We start from the raw sequence: 25526 nt of genomic DNA on the forward strand, positions 1-25526 counted from the left end.
TCAGGAAGCCCTGCGTGAAGAAGCGACTTATCAAGCGTTACATGATGAATAGCATCAACTTCGTGGGGATCCGTCAGTATTGAATCACCATTTTCAGCTTGACACTCTTCATCTGTTTTTTCAGGTAAAAGGTTAGGATTAGTTGCCAAAGCATCGCAATAAGAAGAACCATCACAATCATTAGCTTTAATAGTATAAACAACATTAGCTTTAGAAGCGCAAGTATTACCATTAATAGGATTTATATAACAAGTCCTGCGAAGACAAGAATAATCACCATCGCTTTTTTTATGAGCGCCTTCATTTCTATAGTAATAAGCAGGGTCAGTATTTGTATGAGAAGCAGTAAGATCAGAACAAGCCTCGGCAGGGGAATCCCACGAAGAAACCTTATAATTCCAATGACGAGTAAAAGAGGGGTCAGCTAAAACAGAATTGGAAAACACCATTAAAAAAGATGATAAAAGAAATAATAAAACAAGTTTTTTAATCATGTTCCCCTCGCGATATAAAAAGGGGCGTTTCCGCCCCTTGTTGATCCCTGTTAAAGCGGTATTAAGAAGCGCGGTTAGCAAACTTCTTAAACAACTTGATGCCGATTAAGGCGGCGGTGATAGAAGCCACAACCGGCCATGCATAACCGGCCATTTCAGCGCCAGAGGCCGAGACTTCATCGAACGCCGCAGCGGCACCGGTGGCTTCCTGAGCGTGAGCAGCTACCGAACCCATGAGCAGTGCAGCACCGCCAGCGACTTTGCCGCGTGTGGAGGTAGCGGCTTGTTTTACGTGTTGTGCGATGGTGTTAAGGGTCATGTGACAGACTCCATAAAGCGTTTAAGGGTCAAGATGATGTGTCCAAACGCCCAACCAATGGCGTAGGACGTGAAAAGGGTGCCAACCACAAACGTGATGCTTGGGTCGTTCATCGTTGGCCCCCATTTATCGCGCCGATCCCGAACGAGAGAACGAGGCCGACGCAATAAACCAGGAGCCACAGACCGCTAATTTCTGTTGTGTCCATGGCTCAAAATCCTATTTTTTGTCGCTGTTGGTAGCGGGTTGCGGCTGGCTACCGGTGGCGTTGGGTTTGCGGGCGGCGATCACGTGAATGGTGGTTTTGCCACCCGCTGAGGCGGCCGAGGTGCGCAGTTCGATATCCAGCTCCATGGCGCAGGGCATGTGCGGGGCCGAGGCGTGGAGCTGGTCGAAGATTTCATAAGGCGCAGACATGACGCTGACTTGGTTGCCTAGCACGTTGTCGTTGTCAGCAGAGGCGGCCTGCATAACGGTGATTTTTGCGCCTTTAACGCCGTTGTCCATGCTGTAGCGTGATGCGCCGATAACGTGGGCTTGAATGGTGTTGATCATGGTGATGGTTCCTTTCGTTAGCGTTGGGTTCTGGCGGCTTGTGTTAGGCAGTAGTCCGCGAGAATGGCTAGCTCAGTGGTTTCAGGTGTGACGCCGTTTTGTACCAGCGCCAGGTATTCAGCCTGGGCGTAGTAGGTGGCGGCGCGTGCATAGTCCCTGCCATGGAGGCACCGCTGGCCCCGCTCCCTCAGAGCTCGGGAATCGAGGCAGGGGGGTGTCCCAACCCGCCCTCCGTGGCCCTTCTGTCGCGTCGCACGGCAGCCCACCTCGGGGCGGCTGTCAACCGCTCGTGCCTCGGGTATGACAGCCGCCCCGAGGCGGGCTAAGGGCACCGTGCGACCGAAGGGCGACGGATGACGGGCAGGGGACACAGAATCAGGCCCTGTTGCCGTGGGGAGCGGGGGAGGCATCACCCACTGGGGCTTTCAGCGGTGCTTTTTCGCCGCGTTCCAGCTGGGTAAGGCCGTACTGAATCAGGTGTTCCCCCAGGGCGGAGGGGGTCAAGCCGTTGGTGCCTGCTTGGATCAAATAGCGGCTGTGAATCTCTTGTTCGAGAAACACGCGAATGGGCTGTTTTTTGCTCATGTGCATAACTCCGAAAGGGCTAAAGGCCGTTGTGGATAAAGGACGGCGCGTTAGCCGTAGGGGTGTGGATAGGTGCGCCGGTACCACAATCACCGATGAGCAAGGGGAGGCGTCGGTAGGTGTAGAGGCGCGGTCGGTGGCCAGGGCAAGGCCGTAGTGCTTGGCGAGGTAGGCCAGGGCGTGCTGGTAGTGCTTGAAAACGATGCTGTAACGAAGGCAATCGTCAATGGCGACCATGCGGGTGATGGTGGTGTCGTCCAGGTCGAGAGCGAGCATGTGCGCCGCTGGGACGTTGATGAAGCTGAAACCACCATTGTCAAAATCTTTAACAACATGCTGGTGAAGCAACACCATGCCAGGAGCGCGCTGGTCGTCCATCAAGAGCTCTTGAACCTTGATAGCGAAGGTATCGGTGTCCAAGAGCTTGTTAGGCGCTGTGAGGCTGACAACGGGAGCTTGGGGGGCTATAGCGGTCATCACTGCCAGTCCTCCGATTGCAGGCATTCAACGGTAAAAAGCGCGACATTAACGAGGCGACGACGACCCACCTTTATAAGCGGGAGATTCCCCTGGTTAAGCTGGCCCCGGATGGTGTCGGGGGTGAGGCCAGTTAGCTCGGAGAAACGCTCTATCGTCATAACGGGCACCTGAGGTGCGGGAACGTGGGGCGTGTTGCTCGTTTCCATGCTGTACCTGCTCGCTGTGGCATGTTGTGGTAGGCTGCAATCAGCACCAAAAAAACAAGAGGTTGGTGCAACCAGCCATGTACTCAAAATAGAGTACACTCATATCTAAGGTTACTCAGAGTTGAGTATATGTCAAGCGAACTTGCCCATAAAATCCGTCAAATTCGTGAGGTGGAAACTTCAGGAAGGGGGGAGTTTTCGCAACTTATTGGAATTGCTAAGAAAACATTAGAAGGTATTGAGCAGACAGGAAGGGTGCCGAAAGGCGATCTTTTAGAAGCTATATGTAAGCAGTGGCCTAAGTACACACTTTGGTTAATGACAGGTCAGGTAGATGAAGTGTGCGGACAAGTAAGCCCCGACATAGAGAGGGCGCGCCGTACGTTGAAGCAAACAGGGACGGATACCAACTAGCACAACGGGTTGTGGATAGATGGTATCCAGGGGGTAGGCATTGTGGATAAAGGGGAAAGGGATAAATGGCAGATGTGAATATCTTGGGTGCTATAGTAGATGGTAAGATCCCTTTTATAATATTTTTATTAGGAGCTTTAGCAGTTTTTTTTACTGTTAAGGTTCTTTTTTTTTCTTATAAAAAGAAATCAAGAAAAACAAATAAAGCTAGAATGAATAAAAAGGAAGACTCCCTGTCAATTCAGCTAATTGAAAAAGGTGGAGCATATGTAAGTAAAGGTTTTATGATGACTCCAATCGAGCAAAAGGTTTATAAGGTGTTAGAGCGAAAGTATGGTGAACAATATTATATATTTGCCCAGGTGCGAGTAGTGGACGTTTTACAGCCTAATGTAAAAAAGTATCTCACCTGGACAAAAGAATATAAGGCTCTATTTTGGCAGGTGTCGCAATGGCACTTTGACTACGTTATGTGTCATAAAGATGATTTTCGTATTTATTGCGCATTAGAACTTGACGACTCCAGCCACGAGAAGCCTGATAGAAAAAGAAGAGATATTATTTTGAACAATGTATGTAGAGATGCAGGGGTTATGCTTAATAGAATGAGTTTAAATTATGAAAACAAGAAAGTGGAGGTTTTAAATGTCGTTGATTGAACCTGGAGATTTAGCATTTATAGCGGCTGCATTGATTGCGGGCATTTATACTAGGCTGTCATCTTTAAACAGTAGAGATTCTGAGTTTGTAAAAATAAAGTCTGAATGGATGGAGAGTTTTAGAGTAGATATATCAGATTTTTGTGAAATTTGTATAACAGCCGCGTATTTGAAGGTAGTTATTAGCGAAAAAATTGATCTTCTAGGAGAAAGTTTAGCAGAAGATGAGGGACTTCTTAATGATATAGATACCCTTGAGGCTAAGTTATTTGAAAAATCTGTTGAATATCATAAAAAAAGGACTGTTTTACGAACAAAACTGAAAAGTAGCAAAGATTTACAGTTTAGAATACTTCATCGTGTTGAGTGCATTAAAGATAATTTGAAAATAAGTAACGAGAAATACAGTAGTGATGACCGTAAAAAAGCAAAAGATATAATTGAAGATATCATAAGGCTTGCTAGTAATTTTAGTGAATCAGAGTGGGATTCTTTTAAAAAGGGTGATAGCTATCTTGGTGGTGAAATAAATAAACAAAGAAAGAATATAAAAAGAGTAATTGGTTTTTATGTTCTATATATTGTTGCTTTTTACATCTTTAATGAAGATGCTAAACAAGTGCGCGTTCCTTGTGATAATGAGGTGATTGATGTGTCAGAATGCATAGATATTAATTAAAACTAATGTTTAACTTTAGGTTTGAGTAATATCTTTTTGGTTATTTAACGTTTCGCTTGTATAATATTCGCTAATAAGCATGGATTTATCTGCCATTTTAATTAAGATATGGCGAATACAAACGTAAATATTTAGGTAAAAACCTTATTGATAGGTTGATTGATAAGGGAGCAAAAGTGTCCACATTGCGACAACATAACTTAGCTTTAGCGAGCTATAATGAGCATTTTTCGTGGTAAAAATCCTTTAAAATCAATACAGTGTGCCGTAGTGAGTAGGTGGCCCAAGGCTTCAAAATCCGCCGCCTTTACGGGTGTGCCAGTTCGAGTCTGGCTACCGGCACCATCTTTAAAATCAGGCGCTTAGGCGCCTTTTTTGTGTCTGTGATTTGTATTCTCCCTCCTGAATATCTGAATCTGTCCACTTTTTGTCCACCTCGATTTTCAAGGCATACTTTATAGCGTTAACTAGCTATGCTTAGCTTAAAAAGATGATGGCTGTTTAAGATACCTCAAGCTGAACATGCCCAGGTTTAGAGCGTGGGCGAGCTGGCCCCACCACAATGCGAACATCACGACCCAGGCGAGCGAGAGATTCAAGCATCTTGGATTCGCTGATGCCCCGAAACTGGCCTTTAAGAAGGGCAGACACTTTAGGCTGAGGCAAGCCGGTCAACTCGGAAACTTTGACCTGAGTTAAACGGCGTTGCTTGATGACCTCACCGATCTTGGCGGCAAGCTGTGCTTTGATGAGCATTTCATCGGCATCATTGCTGTGGATATCGTCGTAGACGTTGCCGATGCTTTCTTCAATGATCATTAGGTTTCTCCTTTGGCGTGTTTTTCTGCCGCTTTCAATCGGTCACGAATTTTATCTAAATCGGGTTTAGGTGTGGAGATACCCGTGGATGACTTCTTTTGAAAGCAGTGGAGTACATATACCGCTTCCTGGATGCGAACCGTGTAAACAGCGCGGTAGGTATCACCTTGGTAGTCTTCCACTACTTCAAGAACACCAGCCGAGCCAAAGCCTTTGAGTGGCTTAGTTTGAGAGTGTTTTGAACCGGACTGAGCCAGGTGAAGCGCGAAGCCGAAAACATCTTTCACATCCTCGGGCATGGCCTGGAGATCTTTTTTTGAGCTAGCTACCCATCGCAAAGGTTTTGGTGATTTGCTATTCATAGGAAAAAAAATATATACCTATTTGGTAATAATGGCAAATGAACGTGAAGTGTCCGCATTGCAACAACATTTTTGAGCTGAAACGAGCAATTTTTAAGGCGTAAAAGCTTTAAAATCAATGTGTCACGTTAGTATGAGTTGATGCGCTAAGGTTTCAAAATGTGCCGCTGTAACAGGCGTGCCAGTTCGAGTCTGGCTACCGGCACCATCTTTAAAATCAGGCACTTAGGTGCCTTTTTTTGTGTCTGCAATTTGTGTTTTTCCCTTCCTGAATCTCTGAATGTGTCCACAATGTGTCCACAATGTGTCCACAAAGTGTCCGCGGAGATATCGGCACTTACTTTCCCGCATTGGTTGAACGCTCAGCCGCAAGTTTCTGATAAAGAGCAACCAGCTCGGCACTTTTGGCATCTTCGTGCCAGCTGGCGGCGTAGGTTTGGGCGTGCTTGGCGAGCTGCTGGCGCAGGGTTTCATCGCTTAGCAGGTGGTTAATCTGGGTGGCGAAGTCGTCATGGTTATCTTTGGCGATCAGGCAGCCTTCTCCTTCTTTTAGTACATCAAGCGTGCCCATCATGGCGGTAGACACCACTGGGGTGCCGAGTGCCATCGCTTCCAGCAGAACCAATCCCTGGGTTTCCGTGCGTGAGGCAAATACAAACACGTCGGCGGCGCGGTAGGCCGCTTGCAGCGGGCCGTTGCGGTCGAGATAGCCGAGAAATAGCACTGACTTTGCCACACCCACTTCCTGGGCACGCCGAACCAGCGAGTCATGCGCTGGGCCTTCGCCGGTAATGATTAGTCGGGTAGTGGGGTGTTCGACTAGTACCTTGGGCAGCATGTCGATCAGAAAATCGATGTTCTTCTCAAACGCGGCGCGGCCTACATAGAGCAGCAAGCGTGCTTCCTGAGGCAGACCGTAAAGGGCGCGAAAGTCGCTATCATCCTGGGGTCCTTGGGAGTGGCAGAACGACTCCAACGCCAGGCCGGTGGGAATAACCTCTGTGGGCGTGGTTACGCCGTAACGGCTAAGTGCTTCCTGCATTGCTCGGGAGGGGGCTACGATGGCGTCAACCTGTTGGCACTGGTGCACCGAAAGCCGACGTGCGGCAAAGCGAAGCCAGCGCCGTGGTAACCAGCGAATATAGTGATGCAGATACTCTTCAAAGAGCGTGTGGTAGGTGGCCACCACTGGAAGGCCGAGCCGACGGCCAAGGGCGACACCGGCATAGTGCGCCGTGAAGGGTGTGTGGACATGAATAAGATCGAAGGCCTTGGCAGAAAGTTGCGGTGCCATGGCGAGAAGCTCTCGATAGTGCATCATGCGATCTTCAGGGTCGCCGGGCACTTGGCGCGAACGGGTACGCACGACGCCCGGTTCATCCACTTGGCCCACGGGGTAGCCAGGGCAAATCAGGGTAACCGAGTGCCCCAAGCGCTCCAGGGCGCCGCGAAAGCTGGCAATGGACGTCGATACGCCGTTGACGCGGGGAAAGTAAACATCCGAAATCATCAGTATTTTCATACCACTCAACGGCGTCTCGGTCGTTGACGCCGCTGAGTGAAACAGCGTCAAAGCTGACACTAGCCGTGACTCGCGGTCAGCTTTACGCTGCAGGTGTAGAGCATTGCCATTGGCTAATTGAGTGAGGGCCGAGACTTCCTGGTCACTGAGATGGGTGCTGAGAGAGGGGCGTCGGCGCTGTGGCATGTTGTTTAGACTCTATTGGCAGCTTACTGACAAGCTATCTTGCGTCCATGACTGGCGGATGACAGTCAGCGGCCAAATGGCAGCCATCAAGTAGATTGTTAGGCTACAGTTAGCTGCTCCCTCGCTTTTTGTTGCCTGGGCGTTTTATAGTGAATTAATCGCATTCGACGAAAGACGGTAACCCACCATGGCCTTTTTTGAGCTGCACAGCCGCAACTTAGCCCAAGAGCAGGTGGCCCATGCCCATGATTTCCACCAGCTTATTCTGGCTACCTGTGGTGTAACGGAGCTTTCGATGGAGGGGCAGGGGGAGAGGGTGACGGCCCGGCGTGGCTGTCTGATTCCTTCCTCGCGCCACCACGAGTACCAGGGCGATGGTAGCAACCGAACGTTGGTGTTGGATATTCCCGTTGCTCAACTGGCCACGCTTGAAAAAGGCAGCGAGATTGAGCGCTTATTCGATAAACCGCGCTTTTTCAGCGTGCCTCCCGCGTTAAACCAGCTGACCCACGCACTGGCCAATCAGCTTGAGCAGTGCCCAGCGCTGCAGAATGAAATCGCTATCCTGCTGTTACGTGCGCTGACCATGTATCTGCACGACGCCACGCCTGAAGCGGCCGGGCAGTTGGGCCAGCACTGTATCAGTGAGCGCCTCGACCTTGCCCGTCTGGATGCCTGGTTGGATCAGCACCTGGCCGATGAAATCCGCGTGGAGCAGCTAGCCGCGCTTTGTGCCTTAAGCTCAGGGCATTTCCACAGCTGTTTTCGTGAGCTGACCGGTGTAACGCCGCTGGCCTATGTCCAGCGCAGGCGTTTAGAGCACGCGCGCACGTTAGTTCGCCACAGCACGCTTAGCCTGGGGCATGTTGCCATGCTGGTCGGCTTTCGCGACCAAGGCAGCTTCTCTCGGGCTTACCGGCGCTATTTTGAAATCTCTCCCTCGTCTGACAGATAGGCAATGCCTGTAGCTGGCCTCACCGTGATAACAGTCTGCATGACTTACGGGCAAACTTACCGCAGTGTCGGGCAAGTAATTTGCCCAATAGCGTTCTAGTCTCTGAAGGAGCCCTTTTGATGGAGAGACCCAGTGAGCGTTACCTACCAAGACAGCAATCCGCGTATGAGCCAAATAGCGGTTCACAACGGCACCGTTTACCTTGCAGGCCAAGTACCCACGGATGCCACGGTGGACATGCGTGGCCAAACCGAGCAGGTGCTGGCGCGCATTGACCAACTGCTAGCCCAAGCGGGGACGACCAAAGAGTATCTGCTTTCAGCGCAAATCTGGGTCACCAGCATGGCGGAATTTGACCAGATGAACGGCGCTTGGGATGCCTGGGTTGTGCCGGGTCGCCCACCGGTGCGCGCTGCCGTTGAGGCCAAGCTCGCAAAACCCGAGTGGAAGGTTGAAATCATGGTGATTGCCGCGCTACCGGAGGCCTGATATGCGGGTTGTTTCTGCACAAGAGGTTGCTCAAACGCTGCGCTGGGATGGTTTGATCAAGCGGTTACACACCACTTTCGTTAACGGTGTTGAGTCTCCACCCCGCCATCACCACGCCATGCACCGACCCGATGGCGAAGCCACCATGCTGCTGATGCCCGCCTGGGAAGCCGCGGGTTATATCGGCGTCAAGATGGTCAACGTGTTTCCGCAAAACGCCGACCACGGTATTCCGGCAATCTCTGGGCTCTACCTGCTTAGCGAAGGCAAGCACGGTCAGCCGCTGGCATGTATTGATGGCAGCGAGCTCACCCGGCGTCGCACAGCAGCTTCTTCCGCGCTGGCCGCCCAAGCCCTGGCCAATGAAAACGCAGAAACGCTACTGGTGGTGGGTACCGGCAAGCTGGCGCCCATGGTGATCGAGGCCCACGCCAGCGTCCGCCCCATCAAGCGAGTGCTGATCTGGGGCCGCAACCCAAACAAAGCGGCGGCGATTGCCGACGAGTACGCCGAGCGCTTCGAGACCCAGGTGGTGGAGGAATTAGCGGATGCTGTCGCTGAGGCGGACATCGTCAGCTGCGTAACACTCTCCACCCAGCCGCTGATCAAGGGCGAATGGCTGAAACCCGGCGCGCATGTTGATCTGATCGGCGCGTTTCGACCGCAAATGCGCGAGACCGATGCGCTGTGCATGTGGCGCTCAGAGGTGTTTGTAGATACCTATGCCGGTGCTAAAGGCGAGGCAGGCGATATTCTTCAGGCGATTGATGAAGGTGAGTTTCAGTTCGACCAGATTCAGGCGGAACTTGCTGAGGTGTTAACCGGGACCAAGCCGGGGCGCTCTGCACCCGGCGCCATCACGTTGTTCAAATCGGTAGGCGCTTCGCTTGAGGATTTAGCCGCTGCCATTGAGGTGTGGGAGTCGCTACCCGAATAACCATAATTTTTTCAACAGACATGGATTTTATAATAACAATAGCAACAACGACATCGTCACCGATCAGGTGGCAACGCCAGTCATAACGAAGACCGATTAATAACCAAAAAGAGGCATGTTATGAAAGCTAATCAGTCCTTCTTCATCGTCGCCTTGGCGGCACTTCCACTGGCTATTGCCAGCGCCAATGCCCAGGCACAATCTTTCGAGATGGTGATCGCCACGCAGCTACCCGAGGATATGAGTAATAACGCCATTTATCCGGCGCTGGTGCACTTCAAAAATCTTGTCGAGGCGCGTACCGATGGGGATCTTGCGGTCAACATTTTCGGTGGCGGCCAGTTAGGCTCCGAGGTCGAAAACGGCTCGGAAGTGCAGGGCGGGCGTACGCTGCAGTCGACGATCATGTCAGCCGGGGCGATGTCGTCATTTTACGAAGACTACCAAGTAGTCACGGCGCCATTCCTGTTCACTAACTGGCGCCAGGCGTGGACCTTCTTCGACAGCGAATGGTTTGCTGACTTTATGTCCGGCACCATTGAAGACGCCGATATGCGTTACTTGGGCACCTTCGATGATGGTGGCGGCTTTGTGGCGTTTACCAACAACGTGCGCTTGATTGAGACCGTCGAAGACTTGGAAGGGCTCAATATTCGCACCGAAGAGAACCCCGCTCACGTGGCGATCATGCAATCGCTAGGTGCTTCCGCCACGCCGCTGCCTTGGGGCGAGTTGATCACTGCGCTGGAAACCGGCCTGGCCGATGGTCAGTTCAATGCGCCGGTACTCAACACCACCTTCAACTTCGATGCGGTAACCGACTACACCACGCTCACCGGCCATGTGTACAACAGCGCCCCCTGGGTGGTCAGCGAGTCGTGGTACCAATCGCTACCCGAAGAACATCAGCAAGTGCTGATCCATTCAGCACGGGAAGCGATCCAGCTGAGCCACGGCATGTCCGGCGCCTTGGCCACCGCCAGTTGGGTGGAATCCTGCGAGCGCTTTGAAGAGTGCTACCTGATGCCCGATGCCGAGCGCGAACGCATGGCGGAGATTGCCCGCCCGGCGTGGGAGGAGTGGATTGTCGATGACTTTGGCATGGACGAAGCCCGCGTTCAGGGGCTGCTGGATGAAGCCGAACGCGTGGGTCAAGAAGTTGCAGACGAAGACTACAGTGTTTATGGCCAATAAACGCATGTCCAGAGCGACGCGCTGTTAACCGACGCCGGGGCGAGACTTTCCGCCCCGGCGTTAAACGTGGTTAACGGGCGTTGCCATGAGGGGGCTTTATGGGCGTATTACAACCGTTGCGCCGCTTGAGCGATAGCGTCAATCAGGTGGCCATCGTGGTATGTGTGGGCTGTATTCTGGCGATGCTGGGCATCTCCTTCACCGCGTTTATCTACAAGCTGGTGACCGGCAGCACGTTAAGCTGGACCTACTCACTGGCGCGACTGTTTTTGCCGTGGATAGGCTTTCTTTCCATGACCATCTCGCTGCGCTACGGCGAACACGTGGCCATGACGCTGCTGGTTCGCAGCCTGCCAAAAATCATGGTTCAAATCGCCGCTGGGCTCTGTTTGGCGGTGATTGCGCTGTTTGCGCTGATGCTGACCTGGTACGGCTGGGATTACTTCACTAGCGCCACCCAGGTCTACATGGTGTCCGCGCAAATTCAAATTCCCAGCAAATTTACCGCCGTTGTGCTGCCCATTAGCGGCGTTATTATGCTACTCCACCTAGTGCATGGTTTCGCCCTGCTGGAGCATTTTATCGATGACAGCCATGTGATTGATGAACTGATTGAAACCGCCGATGGGGAACATCGCTCATGATGCCTGCGATTGTGGTATTCGTACTGTTGCTGTTGATCGGTACGCCGGTGGCAGTGGTGATGGCGATGTCAGGCCTAGCGGGTGGCTTTGCCATGGGCGGCGAACGCATGCTGGGTATCATTGCCGACCGCATGTTCTCCGGTGTCTCGGGCTTTCTGCTGATCGCCGTGCCCTACTTTATTTTCACCGCCGAGCTGATGAACCAGGGCGGGCTGACCCACAAGCTGATCGCCTTCAACAATGCGCTGTTTGGCCGGGTCCGCGGCTCGCTTTCCCACGTGAATATCTCGGTGTCGGTGTTTTTTGCGGGGCTTACGGGTGCTGCGGTCACCGATACCGTGGCGATCGGCAAGATCATGATCCCCGAGATGAAAAAGCAGGGTTACGATGCCGAGTACGCCGCGGCGGTTACTGCATGCTCTTCGATCATTGGGCCGATTATTCCCCCCAGCGTGGTGATGGTGGTCTACGCCACGCTGCTTCGGGATATCTCGGTGATTGACCTGTTTGCCGGTGGCATTATTCCCGGCTTGATCATGGCATTGGCGCTACTGGGAGTGAGCTTTTTTCTCGCCTGGAAGCGCAACTATCCCAAGCAAGCGCCCACGCCCTTTAAAGCGGCGATCATCGCCTTGCTCGTCGCACTGCCAGCGATGGTGGTGCCGCTGATTATTCTCGGCGGTATTCTTTCGGGCTTAACCACGATTACCGAGGCCTCCGGCTTTGCCGCGGTCTACGCCATCGTGATTGGCGTGGTGTTCTACCGTAACCTGACCTGGCGCAAAATATGGGACTCCCTGGTCACCACGGTGCGCTTCTCCGGCGTGGTGTTTTTCCTGCTGGCAACGTCGGCGGTATTGGGCTGGTTCGTCACCCGCTCGGGCATCGCTAGGGATGCGGCCAGCATGATCACCACCGTTAGCGATGTGGCCTTTGTGCAATTGATGTTGGTGTGCCTACTACTCCTGATGATCGGCACGGTGATGGATGTACTGCCCGCGCTGGTGGTCATTGCCCCGGTGCTGGTGCCCGCGATGATCCAGCTGGGCTTTGACCCGCTGCACTTCGCCATCCTGATGATCGTGGTGCTCAATATCTCCAACGTGACACCGCCGGTGGGGATGACGCTGATGACCGCCGCGCGAATAGCCGAGGTGCCTTATGAACGGGCAATCGTGGCATCGCTGCCGTTTTACGTGTCGTTTCTGGTAGTGATTGTGTTGCTGGCGGCGTTTCCGGCGCTCTCTACCTGGATTCCGTCACTGCTGTAATTTAGCTAAGGACTGCGACCCATGAAGTGTTTTTATCACCCTGACCAGGCGTTGCATGCGCCGCCGACCTTCCTGCTGCGCGGCCAGCCCGTGCCGTCACCGGAAGGACCGGTGCGCGCTGAGCTGCTTACCCAGGGGCTGGTAACGGCAGGGCTGACCCTGTTCACACCTGCCGAGGCCGATTCCCCTAAGCTGCGCAAGCGCCTGGAGAAGATTCATACGCCGCGTTACCTGACGTTTCTGGACACCATTTACGCTCGTTGGCAGGCGCTGCCCAATGCGGCGGAAGTGGTGGCACCCAATATTCACCCTTGCGGCGGTGGTTACCACTACCCGCGTCACCCCATTGGCCAAGCAGGATGGCACCTGCACGATATGGCCTGCCCGCTAAGCGCGACGAGCTTTCAAGGTGCGTTGGCCTCAGCCGCTAGCGCTGAAGCGGCGGCAGAGGAGGTGCTTAATGGCGCGTCTACAGCCTACGCACTGTGCCGCCCGCCGGGTCACCATGCCGGGCCGGAGCGCGCTGGAGGCTTTTGCTTGCTGAACAATTCAGCGCTGGCCGCCACGGTGCTGCGCGAACGCTTCGCCAAAGTAGCCATCATCGATGTGGATCTGCACCACGGCAACGGCACCCAGGATATTTTCTATCACCGCAGCGATGTCTGGACGGGCTCGCTGCACGCCGACCCCAGTGATTTCTACCCGTTTTTTTGGGGCGGTGCTGATGAAGAGGGCTTTGATGAGGGCGTAGGTGCTAACGTTAATCTGCCCTTGCCGGTGGGCAGCGACGGGGATGTCTATCTCGACGCTCTGGCGATTCTGATTGATCACCTACAGCGCTACGAGCCCGATGTTGTGGTGGTGGCGCTCGGGTTAGACGCCCATAAAGATGACCCGCTCGCGGGGCTTACGGTGGAAACCGAGGCATTTATCGAGGTGGGTAAACGTCTGGCAGCGCTCGCGCTACCCATAGTGATTATTCAGGAAGGCGGCTATCCCACCGAGCATCTAAGCGCCAACCTGACCGCTTTTATGCAGGGTTTTACGGCATGAGCAGAACCGGTTTCTATTGGCACGAACGATGCTTTTGGCATGATCTGGGCGCGATTGGGGTATTTTCCGCGCCCGGGGAGTTCTTACAGCCCCAGGCTGCCTCGGAAAGCCCGGAGAGCAAACGGCGGCTGAAGAACATCCTTGAAGTCAGCGGGCTGATTGATGAGCTTCACGTGGTGAAACCTCCTGCCGCGCCGCTTACTGACCTGCTGCGTTTTCACACCCCGCGCTATCTGGAACAACTGCAGGCGGGGGATAAAGCGCGAGGCGGCAACGGCGGCGACTGCGCGCCCTATATGCCCGGCAGTTGGGCGGCGGCCACCCAGTCCGCTGGGTTAGCCATCGCTGCCGTTGAAGCCGTGTCACTTGGCGAGGCGCGCAACGCCTACGCCCTATGCCGCCCGCCGGGGCACCATGCCGAAGCCGACCAGGGCCGAGGGTTCTGCCTGCTGGGCAATATTCCCGTGGCGGTGATGCGTGCCCGCGCCTTAGGCCAAGCGAACCGCGTTGCGATACTCGATTGGGATGTTCACCACGGCAACGGCCAGCAGGCGGCGTTTTATGGCGAGCCCGAGGTGCTGACCGTTTCAATCCATCAGGCGGCGAACTACCCGCTGGAAACCGGCGGCTTTGACGAGAAGGGCGAAGGCGCAGGCCTGGGCGCCAACCTCAACCTGCCGCTGCCACCGGGCTGTGGGTTAGGCGCCTATGCCTACGCCATGGAAAAACTGGTGCTGCCCGCACTGGAAGCCTTCAACCCCGAGCTCATCGTGGTGGCCTGCGGTTTTGATGCCTGCGCCAAGGATCCCTTAGGCAAGATGCTGCTCAATAGCCAAGCGTTCGCTACCATGACCGCCCAGCTTAAAGCGTTGGCCGAGCGCTGCTGTGAAGGCAAGCTGGTATTTATTCACGAAGGTGGTTATTCAGAAGGCTATGTACCGCTCTGCGGCCACGCGGTGATCCAGACCCTGGCAGGCAGCGCCATTGCCGTGCCCGACCCGCAAAACGATGAAATTGCCGCCTGGGGCTATCAGGCCTTGCAACCGCACCAGCAGACGTTGATCGATGACTGGTGCCAACAGTGGGAGCAACGCAAACAATGACACCGCTTTATGACCGCGATGGCTGGATTTGGCAGGACGGCGAATGGCGTGAGTGGCGCGAGGCCAAGGTGCATGTCTTCACACACACGCTGCACTATGGCATGGGCTGCTTTGAAGGCGTGCGCGCCTACGCCGGCCCCAGCGGTACACACCTGTTTCGGGCCGCCGAGCACACACGCCGCCTGGTGGAAAGCGCCCATTCGCTGGATATGCCGCTGCCGTTCAGCGAAGCGGCGCTGATCGACGCCCAGCGCGAGTGCCTGGCCAAAAACGGCCTGAGCAATGCGTATTTAAAGCCCACGGTGTTTTTCGGGGCGGAAGGCCTGGGGCTACGCGCCCAGGGCTTGACCACCCACGTGATGATCGCCGCCTGGGACCTGGGCCCTTACATTTCACCCCAGGCCGCGACCCACGGTCTGCGCGCGCTGACGTCATCCTGGGCGCGCCATCACGTCAATATCAGCCTCTGCCGGGCGAAAACCAACGGCCACTACGTCAACTCCATGCTGGCGCTGAATACGGCGCTCAAAGCTGGGTTTGACGAAACTATCATGCTCGACCCGGAGGGCTACGTGGCCGAGGCCTCGGCGGCGAATATCTTCCTGCTGCGCGACGGCGTACTGCACACCCCAGAAGTGACCTCCTGCCTGCAGGGCATCACCCGGGATAGCGTGATTCAGCTGGCGCAAAAAATGCTGGGTATTGAAGTGCGTGAGCGGCGGATGACCCGCGACGAGTTATACACCGCCGATGAGGCGTTTTTAACCGGGACCGCCGCCGAGATACTGCCGCTGCGCGAACTGGATGGTCGGCGCATTGGCGGGCGCGCGGGTGCGCCGCCTGTTAACGAACCCATCAGCCCCGACAGCGTCACTGCCCAACTGCAGGGTCTATATCGCCAGGCGGTGCGCGGCGAGCTGGATAAGTTCAGGCACTGGCTAACGCCGTCTTAATTTTTAATCGCATTCTCTAAAGCAGCAAGCCTGCCCGGCTCCAACGCGGCCTGCACGGCGGTAATACGTATCACGTTGGCAAGCTCAGGGTGCGTCAAGCGAGCGACCAAAACGCCTTCGGAGAGCAGCTGTTGGTGCACCTCGGCGGCGAGTTCGGCGCTGGGTAGGCGAACGCCGACAAAGTTGGTGGCGCTGGGCAGCACGTCGGCACCCAGCGCGCGAAAGTGTTCTGCCAACTGCTCACGGCGGGCTTTCACGTCAGCGACGTGCTGGTTCACCTCGTCAGGATGGTCGAGCACCACTTCGGCAGCAGCCTGGGTGAAGGTGGAGACCGCATAGTGAATACGCACCTTCATCATCATCGCCAGAACGTCGGGATCAGCGATAGCGTAGCCAATGCGCAGGCCCGCCAAGCCATGAGCTTTAGAGAGTGTGCGCAGGCGAATCACCCCCGGCAACGCTTTGGCAGCGAACTCGCTACCGGCGTCATCGCGGAAATCCCCATAGGCTTCATCCAGCAGCAGCCAGCAGGTGTCGGGCAGCGCCTCGCGCAGCTTGAGGATGTCGCTGTCGTTATGTAGGTGGCCGCTGGGGTTATCTGGGTTGGCCAGATAGACCAAACGGGCATTTTCCTGATGAGCGGCCGCTGCCAGGGCTTCCAAGTCGGGGGCTAACACGCCCGGCGCCTCAAAATAGCTGGGCTCAATCAAGCGGCAGCCCTGGCCTTTGGCAAAATAGCCTAAAGTGGGATAGGTGCCTGCAGTGCTCACCACGGTTTCTCCCGGTTCGCAGGTGGTGCGCAGGGCCAGGGCAATCAAGCTGTCAGCACCGGCATCTACCAGCATCGTTTCCAGTGCAATCCCGTGCTGTGCGCTCAAGCGTTGGCGTACGCCCAAGGCTTCTGAATCGCCATAGCAGTAAACGTGTTCGGCCAGCGCATCGCCAAAGTGCTCGCGCAGGGCGCGGTGGGGCATGTCCAGCCCCTCGTTGGAGCCCAACTGGTAGGGAATCGCGTGGCCAAGCTTGCGCTCCAGTACCTTGATGCCAGGAAACGGATTAACAGGGCCTTCACTCAGTAAGTGCTCGGGGTAACGGGGCGTGCTTTGGCAGGGCATAGCAATTCCTAAAAACGATTTTTAACAACAGTATTAATGATTAACGTAGTGCGTTTATTTAAAGCACTTTACCGGGATTTAAAAGATTAAGCGGGTCTAGCGCTTGCTTGAGGGTACGCATCAGCTCGACCTCGGCGCTGGAGCGGCAGGTGCTTAGCCAGGGGCGCTTTTCAAGGCCAATGCCGTGCTCGGCGGACACCGAACCACCCAGTGTTGCCAGTGGCTGGTAGACCATGGCTTCCACCTCGCGGCGCACCGCTGCGTCAGCGCTTCCGGCGCTAACGGAAATATGCAGGTTACCATCGCCTAAGTGGCCAAATACCACCAGTCGCGCCTCGGGCCAGCGCTGTGTTAGCTGGGCTTCCAGCGCATCGATGTAGCGCTGCATATCGGCAATCGGCAGGCTGACATCGAAGGTGAACAGGGGTGCCAGCCCTTTGATCAACCCCTCAATATCCTCACGAATCGCCCATAACCCATCGCGCTGGTTGCTCGATTGCGCGATGACCGCATCGACAATCAACTCGCTCTCTAGAGCGTTTTCTAACGCTTCGCGAAACTGAGTGGCGTTGCGTTCGGCATCGCTTCCCAGGCAATCGATAATTACATAGAAAGGGTGCTTGGTGGCAATTGGTGGAGTATGACGGCCCAGGGTTTCAGTGAGCAGGCGATAGTGGTTTTGCCACATGACCTCAAAGGCGGCTAGGCTTCCGCCAAGTGCTTTGCCCATCTGGCTGAGCAGCCCGGTGAGCGCTTCAAACGAGGGGCAGGCCACCAACGCCGTTTGCTCACTGGGCGTGGGAGGCTGCAAACGCAGCACTGCGCGCGTCACAACGCCCAGGGTGCCTTCGCTGCCGATGAATAGCTGCTTTAAATCGAAACCGGCATTGTTTTTCAGCATGCGGTTCATGGAGCTGACCACGCGGCCATCGGCCATCACCGCCTCTAGGCCGAGCACCTGTTGGCGCATCATGCCGTAGCGGATCACCCGCACGCCACCGGCGTTGGTGGCGATATTGCCGCCAATGGTGCAACTGCCCCGTGCGCCAAGGTCCAGCGGGAACTGCAAGCCGACCTCTTTCGCAGCTTCCTGAACCCGTTGTAGCGGCGCTCCTGCCTGCACAGTGAGGGTACCACCTACTTGATCGATCTCTTCGATGGCGCTCATACGCTCCAGGGAAATCACCAGCTCATCGGGGCTCGCTTCTGCGCCGTGAACCAGACCGGTGAGGCCGCCGTGAGTCACCACCGGCTGCTGCACGGCGTGGCAAGCCTGCATGACGGCGGCGACTTCTTCGGTATCCGCCGGGCGAACAATCGCCCCCGCCTGGCAGGGCGCGCCGGTCATCCAATCCACGCGGCGGCTGAGCACATCGTCGCCGGTCAATACATGAGCAGGGCCCACAATAGTGCGCAGTGCCTCCAGGTTTATCTGCATTGGGTATCCTTTTTTACCATTAGACAATTACGCAGTAGTCGCCACGGGCGCTTCGCGGCCTGGAATCGCCTTGAGCAGGTCTTGGGTATACGCCTCACGCGGGGCGAGGAAAATTTGCTCGGCGCTGCCTTGCTCAACAATGCGGCCATGCTGCATCACCACTATGCGGTCGCAAATATGCGCAGCGACGCGTAGGTCGTGGGTGATAAACAGCAGCGATAGGGAGAGCCGCTGTTTTAGCTCCTCCAGCAGTTCCAATACCTGGGCCTGAATCGAAACATCCAGGGCTGAAACGGCTTCGTCTGCGACGATCAATTCAGGGTTTAGCGCCAACGCCCTGGCAATGCCGATACGCTGACGCTGGCCGCCGGAAAATTCATGGGGGAAGCGCTCCACGGCGCTGGCGCCTAAACCCACCATGTCTAATAGCTCGCCCGCCTGCTTAAGCGCCGCGGCTTTGGGCGTGCCATTGGCAATTGGCCCCTGAGCAATCGCCATACCCACTTTGGTGCGTGGGTTGAGCGAAGCGTAAGGGTCTTGGAATATCATCTGCACCCGGTGGCGTTCCCGGCGCAGCGCATCGCCTTTTAGTTGGGAAAGGTTGACCCCATCCAGCAGCAGCTCGCCGCTATCGGGGTGCTCAAGGCGCACCACGCAGCGCCCAAGGGTGGACTTGCCCGAACCGGATTCACCCACAATGCCCACGGTTTCTCCCCGAGCCAGGGTGAGCGATACATCGTCAAGGGCGCGTACCTCACGGGCAGACTTGAACCAGCCGCCCCGTGAGCGAAACACTTTGCTCAGATGGTTGATTTCCAGCAACGGCGCTACCTGGCTGGTCTCCCGGTGAGGAGGCACCGCATTGCTGGGAATCGCTGCAATCAGCACTTGGGTATAGGCGTCTTGAGGGTTCTCAAGCACCGGTTTGGCATCACCCAGCTCGACGATCTTGCCGTGACGCATCACGCAAACGCGATTGGCAATTTCCGCCACCACGCCAAAGTCGTGGGTGATAAACATCACCGACATGCCGCGCCGCTGCTGTAGGTCGCGAATCAGTTCCAGAATCTGTGCTTGCGTGGTGACATCCAGCGCTGTGGTGGGCTCATCGGCAATCAGCAGGATAGGCTCCAGCGCTAGCGCCATGGCGATCATGACCCGCTGGCGCTGGCCGCCGGAAAGCTCGAAGGGGTAGGCGCGAATGGCCTTCTCCGGCTGCGGAATGCCCACTTCGATCAACAGCTCCAGGGCGCGAGCCTGGCGCTCTTTTGCATTGTATTGGCCGTGAGCCTCGAACACCTCGGCAATTTGCGCACCTACCCGCATCAGCGGATTAAGGGCGGTCATCGGCTCCTGGAAGATCATGCCGATTTTTAGTCCACGCAGGGCGCGGTGCTGCTTTTCCGACAGGGCAAGTAGATCCTGCCCTTCAAAGAGTATCTCGCCCTGGGTGGCGTTCACGCCCTTAGGCAGCAGGCCCATCACGGCGTTAGCGGCCATCGATTTACCGGAGCCGGACTCGCCCACCACGCACATGATTTCGCCGCGCTTCACCTCGTAGCTAACGTCCTCCACCGCCAGCGCGCGATCCGCCCCTTTAGGGAGCGCAATGCTTAGTTCGCGAATGCTGAGGACGGTGTCAGCCGATTGATTCTCTGTAATAGGCATATAAAGTCCTTAGCGCTCGCGGGATAGTTTGGGATTCAGTGCGTCGTCTAAACCTTCACCTACCAGGTTTAACGCCAGCACGGTGAGCAGAATCGCCACCCCCGGGAAGAAACTCAGCCACCACGCCTGGCGAATCACCGTGCGCGCAGCACCAATCATATAGCCCCAGGACATGACGTTCGGATCGCCCAAGCCGAGAAACGAAAGCGCCGACTCCAGCAAAATCGCGGTGGCCACCATTAGTGAGGCCAGCACGATAATCGGCGACAGCGTATTGGGCAGAATCTGACGCAGAATAATCGTGCTGTTGGACTGGCCGACCAAGCGTGCGGCTTCGACATACTCGCGGTTGCGCAGCGACATAAACTCTGCGCGCACCAAACGGGCCACCGGCGGCCAGCTAACAATCGCAATCGCCAGCACAATCGAGGTGATGCTGGGCTGCATAATCGCCACCAACACAATCGCCAGCGCGAAGTTGGGAATGGTCTGGAAGAACTCGGTAAAGCGCATCAGTACATCGTCAATGATGCCTCCGTAGTAGCCCGCAATGGCCCCCAAGGGAACGCCAATCAGCAGCGCCACGCTCGTCGATACCAGCCCAATCAACAGCGATACCCAGGCGCCGTGCATCAGGCCAGAGGCCACGTTTCGGCCCATGGTGTCGGTACCCAGCGGAAAGCCTTCCTGGGAGAGCGGGGGCAGGAACGGCCGCTGCACCATGCGCCAGGGCGATTCGGGGAATAGCAGTGGGGCGAGTATGGCCATGGCGATAATCACCATCAGGATGATAAACCCCACCAGCGCGCCACGATTTTGCGCAAAGCGTGCGAAAAAGCTCATGAGGCCCCCTTCTTGATGCGCGGATCCGCCAGGCTGTACACCAAATCGGTGATGATATTGAAGACGATGACCAGCGCCGCCGAGAAGAAGAAAATGCCCAGCAGCAAGTTGTAGTCGCGCTGCTGCAACGCTTCAAACATCAGCCGCCCGATGCCCGGCCAGGCAAACACGGTTTCGGTTAGGATCGCCCCACCGACCATTTGCCCCGCCTGCAAACCCGCCAGTGTAATGATCGGCAGCAGGGCGTTACGCAACACATGGCGGCGCTGAATAATGCTGGGCTTCAAGCCTTTGGCGCGGGCGGTTTTGACGTAATCCTGCTGGGCGGCATCGAGCATTGAGGTGCGCGTCATGCGGGTGTATATCGCCATGAAGAACAGCGCCAGCGTGGTTGCCGGTAACACCAGATGTTTGACGATATCGAGTGCCAGCGCAAACCCCGTGTGGCCGCCCCCCACGGTGTAGAGGCCGTAGGCGGGCAGCCAGCCCAGGTAGACGGAAAAGACCACCACCGACATTAGTGCGACCCAGAACAGCGGCGTGGCGTAGAACACCAGCGCGAGCGCCATAATCAGTGAGCCGGAGGGTTTCTTGACCCGTGCCGCGGCCATGGAGCCCGCCACGATGCCCAGCACCAGTGAGAGCACAAAGGCTGTGCCGGTGAGCAGCAGGGTGGCCGGCAGGCGATCCATGATCAGATCAAACACCGGGACGCCCAAGCGGTAGGAGTAGCCAAAATCGAGCATGGCGATACCGGAAACGTAGCGCCATAGCTGCACGTACATTGGCTGATCAAGGCCGAATCGCTCGCGCAACTGGTTGAGGAATTCCTGATCGGCAGCGCCCGCTTGGCCAGCCAGAATGGCGGCCGGGTCACCGGGGGCCAGCTGAATCAGCAGGAAGTTAAAAATAACGATTAAAAACAGCACAATCACGGCTTTTAACAGCCGCATGATAATGAGGCGAGCGTAAACCATAAATACCTTCCTGACGTAGCAAACATCCAGGCGGTTCTTACCGCCTGGATGGGCTTAGGCTGGGGTTAACAATTAACGATCTAACCAAGCATCCTTAAAGCCGTCGTTAACCCCCACGCCGGAGGTAACCAGGTTTTTCACATCGCAGCGGTAGAGTGTCGGGAAGCCCAGCTCCATCAGCCAGCCAACGGGCACATCTTCGTGCAGGATTTCCTGGACTTCATGATAAAGCGCTTCGCGCTCTTCGTCGGGAAAAGCCGTGGCGGCCTCGTTGAACAGCTCGTCAACGCGCTCGTTTTCGTAGCCTTCGACGTTATTCCAGGGTGAGCCCTTGGCAATGTTGTCGGAAAGGTAGGTGCGCGAAATACCCAGCGCCGGGTCGCCATATTGGTAGAGGTAGGTAAAGGCGAGGTCGTAATCCCAATCGCCCAGGCGCTGGTTCCAGCCACCCACGTCGGTGGCCTGGGTTTCTACGTTAATCCCCACTTCGCGCAGGTTTTGCTGCACGGCTTCGGCCCAGCGCGTCCAGGTTTCCCCATAAGGCAGCGGCAGAATGGTGATCTCTTCACCGTCGTAGCCCATTTCATCCAGTAGTTCCCGGGCACGGTCTGGATCGTGGTCGTAGGGTTCCAGGTCATCATTCTGGAAGCGCGCATTAGAGCCGAAAGCAGAGAGCGGTACATTGCCTAGGCCATTCCACAGCACGTCTTTGGCGAACTCGCGATCCATGGCGTACATCACCGCCTGGCGGAAACGTTTATCCGCCGTGGGGCCTTCGCGGTTGTTCATCCACAGCATGGCAAATGGACTGAAATACTCATGGCCCTCTTCGGTCATGCAGACGTTATCCATTGCCGCTAAGCGGGGAATGTCAAAGTTCTCGACGGTACCGCTGGGTAGCACGTCAATGGTGCCATTTTCAAACGCGACCGCCCGGGAAGCGCCATCGGGAATAATGTGCCAGTTAACGCCGTCCAGGTAGGGAAGGTTCTCTTCGTAGTACTCCTCGTTTTTAACCAGCTTGATGACCGTGCCGCGTTCCCAGTTGGAAAACTTAAAAGGGCCTGTGCCGATGGGGTGGTCATTGTGCTCGTTGTCACGGAACTCAGTGCCCGCGTACAGGTGCTCCGGAACCATAGTAAAGGTGCCCGCCTCGAAGGAGAGCAAGAAAGGGCCGAAGGGTTGGGTCAGGGTAAACACCACGGTGTGGTCGTCGGTGGCTTCGATGCTCTCGACATGCTGCAGCACGGCGCGGGCACTGGGGTTCAACTCGCGGTGAAAAACATCGGCGGAGAACACCACATCTTCGGCGGTAAAGGCTTCGCCGTCATGCCAGGTAACGTCGTCGCGTAAATGGAAGGTGTAGGTACGACCGTCGTCACTGACCTCCCACGACTCCGCCAGCTGTGGCATAGGCTCTAGGTCGGTGGTGTAGCGCAGTAGACCTTCGTAGATATTGCCTGATACGGTACGCGTGGGGGCGTTTTGAATCATGCCTAGTACCAGACCGGGCGGCTCAGGTTGAACAATGGTATCAACGACGCCCCCAGGAGTAGGATCGTCGGCCATGCTGAGAGACGTGAACGTTAGTGCTGCAGCGGAAATAGCCAAAGCCAGTGGTGTCTTCATCGTTTCCTGCTCCTCGTTTATCGGGCCAAAGCAAGGTACGCAATGGGCTTACGTTATCGTTAGGTGAGCGAGGCGTGACGCGTTAAGCCCTGTTGTGTTGTTTGTTAGGGACTTAAATTGAAAGTAGCAGTAAGAGTTAAAACTGTCGACAGTCGGCAATCGTTCGTCGACAAGGGGGTATTTTTCGTCATACTGGAAAGTACGCACCAAGCCCTATGAGTGAATTTTATGGCCTTACCAACGACGGCTCCCAAGGCTTTTATTCAGCAGCAGAACTTGGTCGAGCAAGTCGCTGACTATTTGACCCAAGCGATTATTCAGCAACACTTTTTGCCCGGTGAGCGGCTTTCTGAAGTGCAGCTTTCCCGCGACTTGGGCGTTAGCCGCGCGCCGGTGCGTGAGGCTGCCAGGTTGCTGGAAAGCCGTGGCTTGCTGATCTCAAAACCCCGCCGGGGCTTCTTTGTTCGCGCGTTGAATGCCGTTGAACTCGAAGACGTGTTTGATTTGCGGCTATGCCTTGAGCGCCACGCGATTCAACGACTGGCCGAGTGTTATACACCTGAGGCCAAGCGCGCGCTGGAGCAGCAGGTCGAGGTGCTGTGCGAGGCGGCAGCGACTAACGATGGTACACGCCGCATTGAGGAAGATTTGCAATTTCACCGCCTGATGCTTCACTACGCGGGTAACGAACGGTTACTGCGAGCGTTTGACGACCTGACTCATGAGCTGCGTCTATGCATCACCTTAATCACCAAAACCCATGAGGCCCCCGACACCATCGCGACCAGCCACTTCATGCTGCTCGACGCGCTGAATAGCGGCAGCCCTGCCACCTGCCGTGAGGCGATTGATTACCATATTGGCGTTGCTCGCGACTTCGTGGTTAAAGGGGTAGGTGAAACTGGAGATAATACTGATGAAGACCTTTTTCCATCCTGACCAATTGCTTCATCAACCACAAACCTACTTCTCCCGGGGCAAAATGCGCACCCCCCAGGAAGTGCCCGAGCGCGCCACGCCCTTGCTGGCGGCTGCCAAGCGGTTAGGTTTTGATATTCAAACACCCGTGGATTATGGCGTGGCACCGCTGAGGGCAGTGCATTCGCTGGCCTATTTGCGCTTTCTCGAAAGTGCCCATCAGCGTTGGCATGCCCTGGAGGAAGATTGGGGTGAAGAGGTTATCTCCAATATTTTTGTGCGTTCGCCTAACGCCCTGCGCGGTATATTGGCGGAAGCCGGGCGCTACTTGGCGGACGGCAGTGCGCCTGTGGGTCAGCGTACGTGGCAGTCGGCTTATTGGTCAGCGCAAAGCGCGGCAGCCGGTGCCGAGGCCTTGCTGGCGGGCGACCGGTTTGCCTATGCGTTAACGCGCCCGCCGGGCCACCACGCGGGCATCGACTCCGCCGGTGGCTTTTGTTTTCTAAACAATACGGCCATCGCGGCGCAGCATCTTACCTCGCGCTATCCGCGTGTCGTCGTGCTGGACCCCGATATGCACCACGGGCAGGGCGTTCAGGAGATTTTCTACCAGCGCGACGATGTGCTGTATATCTCGATCCACGGCGACACCACCAACTTCTATCCGGCGGTGTCTGGCTTTGAAGATGAGCGCGGGCAGGGCACTGGGTTGGGTTATAACATCAACCTGCCGATGCCTCACGGATCACCGGAGTCGGTGTTTTTTGACCGCCTGGAACAAGCCTGCCAGGCCATTCGCCTGTTCGAGCCTGACGCCATCGTGCTGGCGCTGGGGTTCGATATCTACGAGCGCGACCCCCAAGCCAAGGTCGCCGTTTCTACCGCGGGGTTTGGTGAGCTTGGCCGCAGGGTAGCGAGCCTCAACGTACCCACGCTGGTGGTACAGGAGGGCGGTTATTACCTGGAAGGGCTGGAAGCCAATGCGGTGAGTTTTTTTGAAGGGTTGCTGGGCAAGATGTAATGAGTAGGACAAGCCATCAAAGTGTCTGGCAAAATGGC

29 protein-coding genes are annotated in these 25526 nt (G+C 55.8%); 14 read left to right on the forward strand and 15 right to left on the reverse strand.

From position 1 onward, the window contains the following. The 6 genes from RZA33_RS15150 to RZA33_RS15170 all read right to left on the reverse strand — a co-directional run. Positions 1 to 494 (reverse strand): hypothetical protein (locus RZA33_RS15150; protein ID WP_317508545.1); only part of this gene is annotated, 494 nt, incomplete at its 3' end. A 61-nt stretch (positions 495 to 555) separates the two neighbouring features. After that, a complete protein-coding gene (locus tag RZA33_RS15155; RefSeq protein WP_317508546.1) occupies positions 556 to 813 on the reverse strand; it encodes a major coat protein in 258 nt (85 codons plus the stop codon). Positions 814 to 922: 109 nt separating this feature from the next. Next, a complete protein-coding gene (locus tag RZA33_RS19930) occupies positions 923 to 1021 on the reverse strand; it encodes a tail virion protein G7P-2 (protein ID WP_416337874.1) in 99 nt (32 codons plus the stop codon). 11 nt (positions 1022 to 1032) lie between these two features. Next, entirely contained in the window at positions 1033 to 1368 is a 336-nt protein-coding gene (locus tag RZA33_RS15160) for a hypothetical protein (RefSeq protein WP_317508547.1), read from the reverse strand. A 375-nt stretch (positions 1369 to 1743) separates the two neighbouring features. After that, entirely contained in the window at positions 1744 to 2430 is a 687-nt protein-coding gene (locus RZA33_RS15165; protein WP_317508548.1) for a hypothetical protein, read from the reverse strand. After that, complete coding sequence (locus RZA33_RS15170) at positions 2430 to 2639, reverse strand: DNA-binding protein (RefSeq protein ID WP_317508549.1); 210 nt, start codon at positions 2637 to 2639, stop codon at positions 2430 to 2432. Before RZA33_RS15170 ends, RZA33_RS15165 begins: the two co-directional genes overlap by 1 nt. A 129-nt stretch (positions 2640 to 2768) precedes the next feature. Between RZA33_RS15170 and RZA33_RS15175 the strand changes: the two genes are divergently transcribed. The 3 genes from RZA33_RS15175 to RZA33_RS15185 all read left to right on the forward strand — a co-directional run bounded on the left by RZA33_RS15175 (position 2769) and on the right by RZA33_RS15185 (position 4391). Continuing rightward, the gene (locus tag RZA33_RS15175) at positions 2769 to 3053 is read left to right on the forward strand and encodes a transcriptional regulator (RefSeq protein ID WP_317508550.1); all 285 of its coding nucleotides are present in this window, start codon (positions 2769 to 2771) and stop codon (positions 3051 to 3053) included. A 65-nt stretch (positions 3054 to 3118) separates the two neighbouring features. Then, positions 3119 to 3712, forward strand: coding sequence for a DUF2726 domain-containing protein (locus RZA33_RS15180; protein WP_317508551.1), 594 nt, complete (start codon positions 3119 to 3121; stop codon positions 3710 to 3712). Then, on the forward strand, positions 3699 to 4391 hold the full coding sequence (locus RZA33_RS15185) for a hypothetical protein (RefSeq protein ID WP_317508552.1): 693 nt from the start codon (positions 3699 to 3701) through the stop codon (positions 4389 to 4391). Before RZA33_RS15180 ends, RZA33_RS15185 begins: the two co-directional genes overlap by 14 nt. A gap of 501 nt (positions 4392 to 4892) precedes the next feature. On the opposite strand, the gene RZA33_RS15190 is transcribed toward RZA33_RS15185, so the two are convergent. The 3 genes from RZA33_RS15190 to RZA33_RS15200 all read right to left on the reverse strand — a co-directional run bounded on the left by RZA33_RS15190 (position 4893) and on the right by RZA33_RS15200 (position 7280). Beyond that, the gene (locus RZA33_RS15190) at positions 4893 to 5210 is read right to left on the reverse strand and encodes a helix-turn-helix transcriptional regulator (protein ID WP_317508553.1); all 318 of its coding nucleotides are present in this window, start codon (positions 5208 to 5210) and stop codon (positions 4893 to 4895) included. Continuing rightward, complete coding sequence (locus tag RZA33_RS15195; RefSeq protein ID WP_317508554.1) at positions 5210 to 5572, reverse strand: type II toxin-antitoxin system RelE/ParE family toxin; 363 nt, start codon at positions 5570 to 5572, stop codon at positions 5210 to 5212. The genes RZA33_RS15190 and RZA33_RS15195 overlap by 1 nt, the downstream gene beginning before the upstream one ends. Before the next feature lie 337 nt (positions 5573 to 5909). Next, positions 5910 to 7280, reverse strand: a complete 1371-nt coding sequence (locus RZA33_RS15200) for a glycosyltransferase (protein WP_317508555.1) — start codon at positions 7278 to 7280, stop codon at positions 5910 to 5912. A 187-nt stretch (positions 7281 to 7467) separates the two neighbouring features. Here RZA33_RS15200 and RZA33_RS15205 point away from each other — a divergent pair, with 187 nt between their 5' ends. From RZA33_RS15205 to RZA33_RS15245, 9 genes are all read left to right on the forward strand, one after another. Then, positions 7468 to 8235 (forward strand): AraC family transcriptional regulator, encoded by a 768-nt coding sequence (locus tag RZA33_RS15205; RefSeq protein ID WP_317508556.1) that lies wholly within the window; start codon positions 7468 to 7470, stop codon positions 8233 to 8235. Between the two features lie 132 nt (positions 8236 to 8367). Then, positions 8368 to 8724 (forward strand): RidA family protein, encoded by a 357-nt coding sequence (locus tag RZA33_RS15210; protein ID WP_317508557.1) that lies wholly within the window; start codon positions 8368 to 8370, stop codon positions 8722 to 8724. Position 8725: 1 nt separating this feature from the next. Beyond that, the gene (locus RZA33_RS15215; RefSeq protein WP_317508558.1) at positions 8726 to 9661 is read left to right on the forward strand and encodes an ornithine cyclodeaminase family protein; all 936 of its coding nucleotides are present in this window, start codon (positions 8726 to 8728) and stop codon (positions 9659 to 9661) included. Positions 9662 to 9781: 120 nt separating this feature from the next. Further along, positions 9782 to 10855 (forward strand): TRAP transporter substrate-binding protein DctP, encoded by a 1074-nt coding sequence (gene dctP, locus RZA33_RS15220; protein WP_317508559.1) that lies wholly within the window; start codon positions 9782 to 9784, stop codon positions 10853 to 10855. Between the two features lie 98 nt (positions 10856 to 10953). Continuing rightward, positions 10954 to 11499, forward strand: coding sequence for a TRAP transporter small permease (locus RZA33_RS15225; protein WP_317508560.1), 546 nt, complete (start codon positions 10954 to 10956; stop codon positions 11497 to 11499). Next, positions 11496 to 12770, forward strand: a complete 1275-nt coding sequence (locus tag RZA33_RS15230) for a TRAP transporter large permease (protein WP_317508561.1) — start codon at positions 11496 to 11498, stop codon at positions 12768 to 12770. The genes RZA33_RS15225 and RZA33_RS15230 overlap by 4 nt, the downstream gene beginning before the upstream one ends. A 21-nt stretch (positions 12771 to 12791) precedes the next feature. After that, complete coding sequence (locus RZA33_RS15235; protein ID WP_317508562.1) at positions 12792 to 13823, forward strand: histone deacetylase family protein; 1032 nt, start codon at positions 12792 to 12794, stop codon at positions 13821 to 13823. Further along, complete coding sequence (locus tag RZA33_RS15240) at positions 13820 to 14926, forward strand: class II histone deacetylase (protein ID WP_317508563.1); 1107 nt, start codon at positions 13820 to 13822, stop codon at positions 14924 to 14926. Before RZA33_RS15235 ends, RZA33_RS15240 begins: the two co-directional genes overlap by 4 nt. Then, the gene (locus RZA33_RS15245) at positions 14923 to 15879 is read left to right on the forward strand and encodes a branched-chain amino acid transaminase (protein WP_317508564.1); all 957 of its coding nucleotides are present in this window, start codon (positions 14923 to 14925) and stop codon (positions 15877 to 15879) included. Before RZA33_RS15240 ends, RZA33_RS15245 begins: the two co-directional genes overlap by 4 nt. On the opposite strand, the gene RZA33_RS15250 is transcribed toward RZA33_RS15245, so the two are convergent. From RZA33_RS15250 to RZA33_RS15275, 6 genes are all read right to left on the reverse strand, one after another. Continuing rightward, positions 15876 to 16994, reverse strand: a complete 1119-nt coding sequence (locus RZA33_RS15250) for a histidinol-phosphate transaminase (protein WP_317508565.1) — start codon at positions 16992 to 16994, stop codon at positions 15876 to 15878. The two genes, RZA33_RS15245 and RZA33_RS15250, sit on opposite strands and share 4 nt — an antisense overlap. A gap of 58 nt (positions 16995 to 17052) precedes the next feature. After that, positions 17053 to 18432 (reverse strand): FAD-binding oxidoreductase, encoded by a 1380-nt coding sequence (locus tag RZA33_RS15255; protein WP_317508566.1) that lies wholly within the window; start codon positions 18430 to 18432, stop codon positions 17053 to 17055. Between the two features lie 27 nt (positions 18433 to 18459). Continuing rightward, positions 18460 to 20100: an ABC transporter ATP-binding protein gene (locus tag RZA33_RS15260; protein WP_317508567.1), complete on the reverse strand. Its 1641-nt coding sequence runs from the start codon at positions 20098 to 20100 to the stop codon at positions 18460 to 18462. Between the two features lie 9 nt (positions 20101 to 20109). After that, a complete protein-coding gene (locus tag RZA33_RS15265; RefSeq protein ID WP_317508568.1) occupies positions 20110 to 20943 on the reverse strand; it encodes an ABC transporter permease in 834 nt (277 codons plus the stop codon). Then, positions 20940 to 21920 (reverse strand): ABC transporter permease, encoded by a 981-nt coding sequence (locus RZA33_RS15270; protein WP_317508569.1) that lies wholly within the window; start codon positions 21918 to 21920, stop codon positions 20940 to 20942. Before RZA33_RS15270 ends, RZA33_RS15265 begins: the two co-directional genes overlap by 4 nt. 72 nt (positions 21921 to 21992) lie before the next feature. Then, complete coding sequence (locus tag RZA33_RS15275) at positions 21993 to 23549, reverse strand: ABC transporter substrate-binding protein (RefSeq protein WP_317508570.1); 1557 nt, start codon at positions 23547 to 23549, stop codon at positions 21993 to 21995. 228 nt (positions 23550 to 23777) lie between these two features. On the opposite strand from RZA33_RS15275, the gene RZA33_RS15280 reads away from it, so the two are divergent. Together RZA33_RS15280 and RZA33_RS15285 are read left to right on the forward strand one after the other, a co-directional pair. After that, entirely contained in the window at positions 23778 to 24488 is a 711-nt protein-coding gene (locus RZA33_RS15280) for a GntR family transcriptional regulator (RefSeq protein WP_317508571.1), read from the forward strand. Further along, the gene (locus RZA33_RS15285) at positions 24466 to 25488 is read left to right on the forward strand and encodes a histone deacetylase family protein (RefSeq protein WP_317508572.1); all 1023 of its coding nucleotides are present in this window, start codon (positions 24466 to 24468) and stop codon (positions 25486 to 25488) included. Before RZA33_RS15280 ends, RZA33_RS15285 begins: the two co-directional genes overlap by 23 nt. Positions 25489 to 25526: the final 38 nt, after the last annotated feature.

Source organism: Halovibrio sp. HP20-59, from assembly GCF_033052795.2.
Classification (GTDB): domain Bacteria; phylum Pseudomonadota; class Gammaproteobacteria; order Pseudomonadales; family Halomonadaceae; genus Vreelandella.

Bases quoted from the DNA above. Each gene is read 5' to 3' on its own strand.
- RZA33_RS15155 (WP_317508546.1), bottom strand. From the start codon at position 813: ATGACCCTTAACACCATCGCACAACACGTAAAACAAGCCGCTACCTCC.
- RZA33_RS19930 (WP_416337874.1), bottom strand. From the start codon at position 1,021: ATGGACACAACAGAAATTAGCGGTCTGTGGCTCCTGGTTTATTGCGTC.
- RZA33_RS15160 (WP_317508547.1), bottom strand. From the start codon at position 1,368: ATGATCAACACCATTCAAGCCCACGTTATCGGCGCATCACGCTACAGC.
- RZA33_RS15165 (WP_317508548.1), bottom strand. From the start codon at position 2,430: ATGACCGCTATAGCCCCCCAAGCTCCCGTTGTCAGCCTCACAGCGCCT.
- RZA33_RS15170 (WP_317508549.1), bottom strand. From the start codon at position 2,639: ATGGAAACGAGCAACACGCCCCACGTTCCCGCACCTCAGGTGCCCGTT.
- RZA33_RS15175 (WP_317508550.1), top strand. From the start codon at position 2,769: ATGTCAAGCGAACTTGCCCATAAAATCCGTCAAATTCGTGAGGTGGAA.
- RZA33_RS15180 (WP_317508551.1), top strand. From the start codon at position 3,119: ATGGCAGATGTGAATATCTTGGGTGCTATAGTAGATGGTAAGATCCCT.
- RZA33_RS15185 (WP_317508552.1), top strand. From the start codon at position 3,699: ATGTCGTTGATTGAACCTGGAGATTTAGCATTTATAGCGGCTGCATTG.
- RZA33_RS15190 (WP_317508553.1), bottom strand. From the start codon at position 5,210: ATGATCATTGAAGAAAGCATCGGCAACGTCTACGACGATATCCACAGC.
- RZA33_RS15195 (WP_317508554.1), bottom strand. From the start codon at position 5,572: ATGAATAGCAAATCACCAAAACCTTTGCGATGGGTAGCTAGCTCAAAA.
- RZA33_RS15200 (WP_317508555.1), bottom strand. From the start codon at position 7,280: ATGCCACAGCGCCGACGCCCCTCTCTCAGCACCCATCTCAGTGACCAG.
- RZA33_RS15205 (WP_317508556.1), top strand. From the start codon at position 7,468: ATGGCCTTTTTTGAGCTGCACAGCCGCAACTTAGCCCAAGAGCAGGTG.
- RZA33_RS15215 (WP_317508558.1), top strand. From the start codon at position 8,726: ATGCGGGTTGTTTCTGCACAAGAGGTTGCTCAAACGCTGCGCTGGGAT.
- dctP (WP_317508559.1), top strand. From the start codon at position 9,782: ATGAAAGCTAATCAGTCCTTCTTCATCGTCGCCTTGGCGGCACTTCCA.
- RZA33_RS15225 (WP_317508560.1), top strand. From the start codon at position 10,954: ATGGGCGTATTACAACCGTTGCGCCGCTTGAGCGATAGCGTCAATCAG.
- RZA33_RS15230 (WP_317508561.1), top strand. From the start codon at position 11,496: ATGATGCCTGCGATTGTGGTATTCGTACTGTTGCTGTTGATCGGTACG.
- RZA33_RS15235 (WP_317508562.1), top strand. From the start codon at position 12,792: ATGAAGTGTTTTTATCACCCTGACCAGGCGTTGCATGCGCCGCCGACC.
- RZA33_RS15240 (WP_317508563.1), top strand. From the start codon at position 13,820: ATGAGCAGAACCGGTTTCTATTGGCACGAACGATGCTTTTGGCATGAT.
- RZA33_RS15245 (WP_317508564.1), top strand. From the start codon at position 14,923: ATGACACCGCTTTATGACCGCGATGGCTGGATTTGGCAGGACGGCGAA.
- RZA33_RS15250 (WP_317508565.1), bottom strand. From the start codon at position 16,994: ATGCCCTGCCAAAGCACGCCCCGTTACCCCGAGCACTTACTGAGTGAA.
- RZA33_RS15255 (WP_317508566.1), bottom strand. From the start codon at position 18,432: ATGCAGATAAACCTGGAGGCACTGCGCACTATTGTGGGCCCTGCTCAT.
- RZA33_RS15260 (WP_317508567.1), bottom strand. From the start codon at position 20,100: ATGCCTATTACAGAGAATCAATCGGCTGACACCGTCCTCAGCATTCGC.
- RZA33_RS15265 (WP_317508568.1), bottom strand. From the start codon at position 20,943: ATGAGCTTTTTCGCACGCTTTGCGCAAAATCGTGGCGCGCTGGTGGGG.
- RZA33_RS15270 (WP_317508569.1), bottom strand. From the start codon at position 21,920: ATGGTTTACGCTCGCCTCATTATCATGCGGCTGTTAAAAGCCGTGATT.
- RZA33_RS15275 (WP_317508570.1), bottom strand. From the start codon at position 23,549: ATGAAGACACCACTGGCTTTGGCTATTTCCGCTGCAGCACTAACGTTC.
- RZA33_RS15280 (WP_317508571.1), top strand. From the start codon at position 23,778: ATGGCCTTACCAACGACGGCTCCCAAGGCTTTTATTCAGCAGCAGAAC.
- RZA33_RS15285 (WP_317508572.1), top strand. From the start codon at position 24,466: ATGAAGACCTTTTTCCATCCTGACCAATTGCTTCATCAACCACAAACC.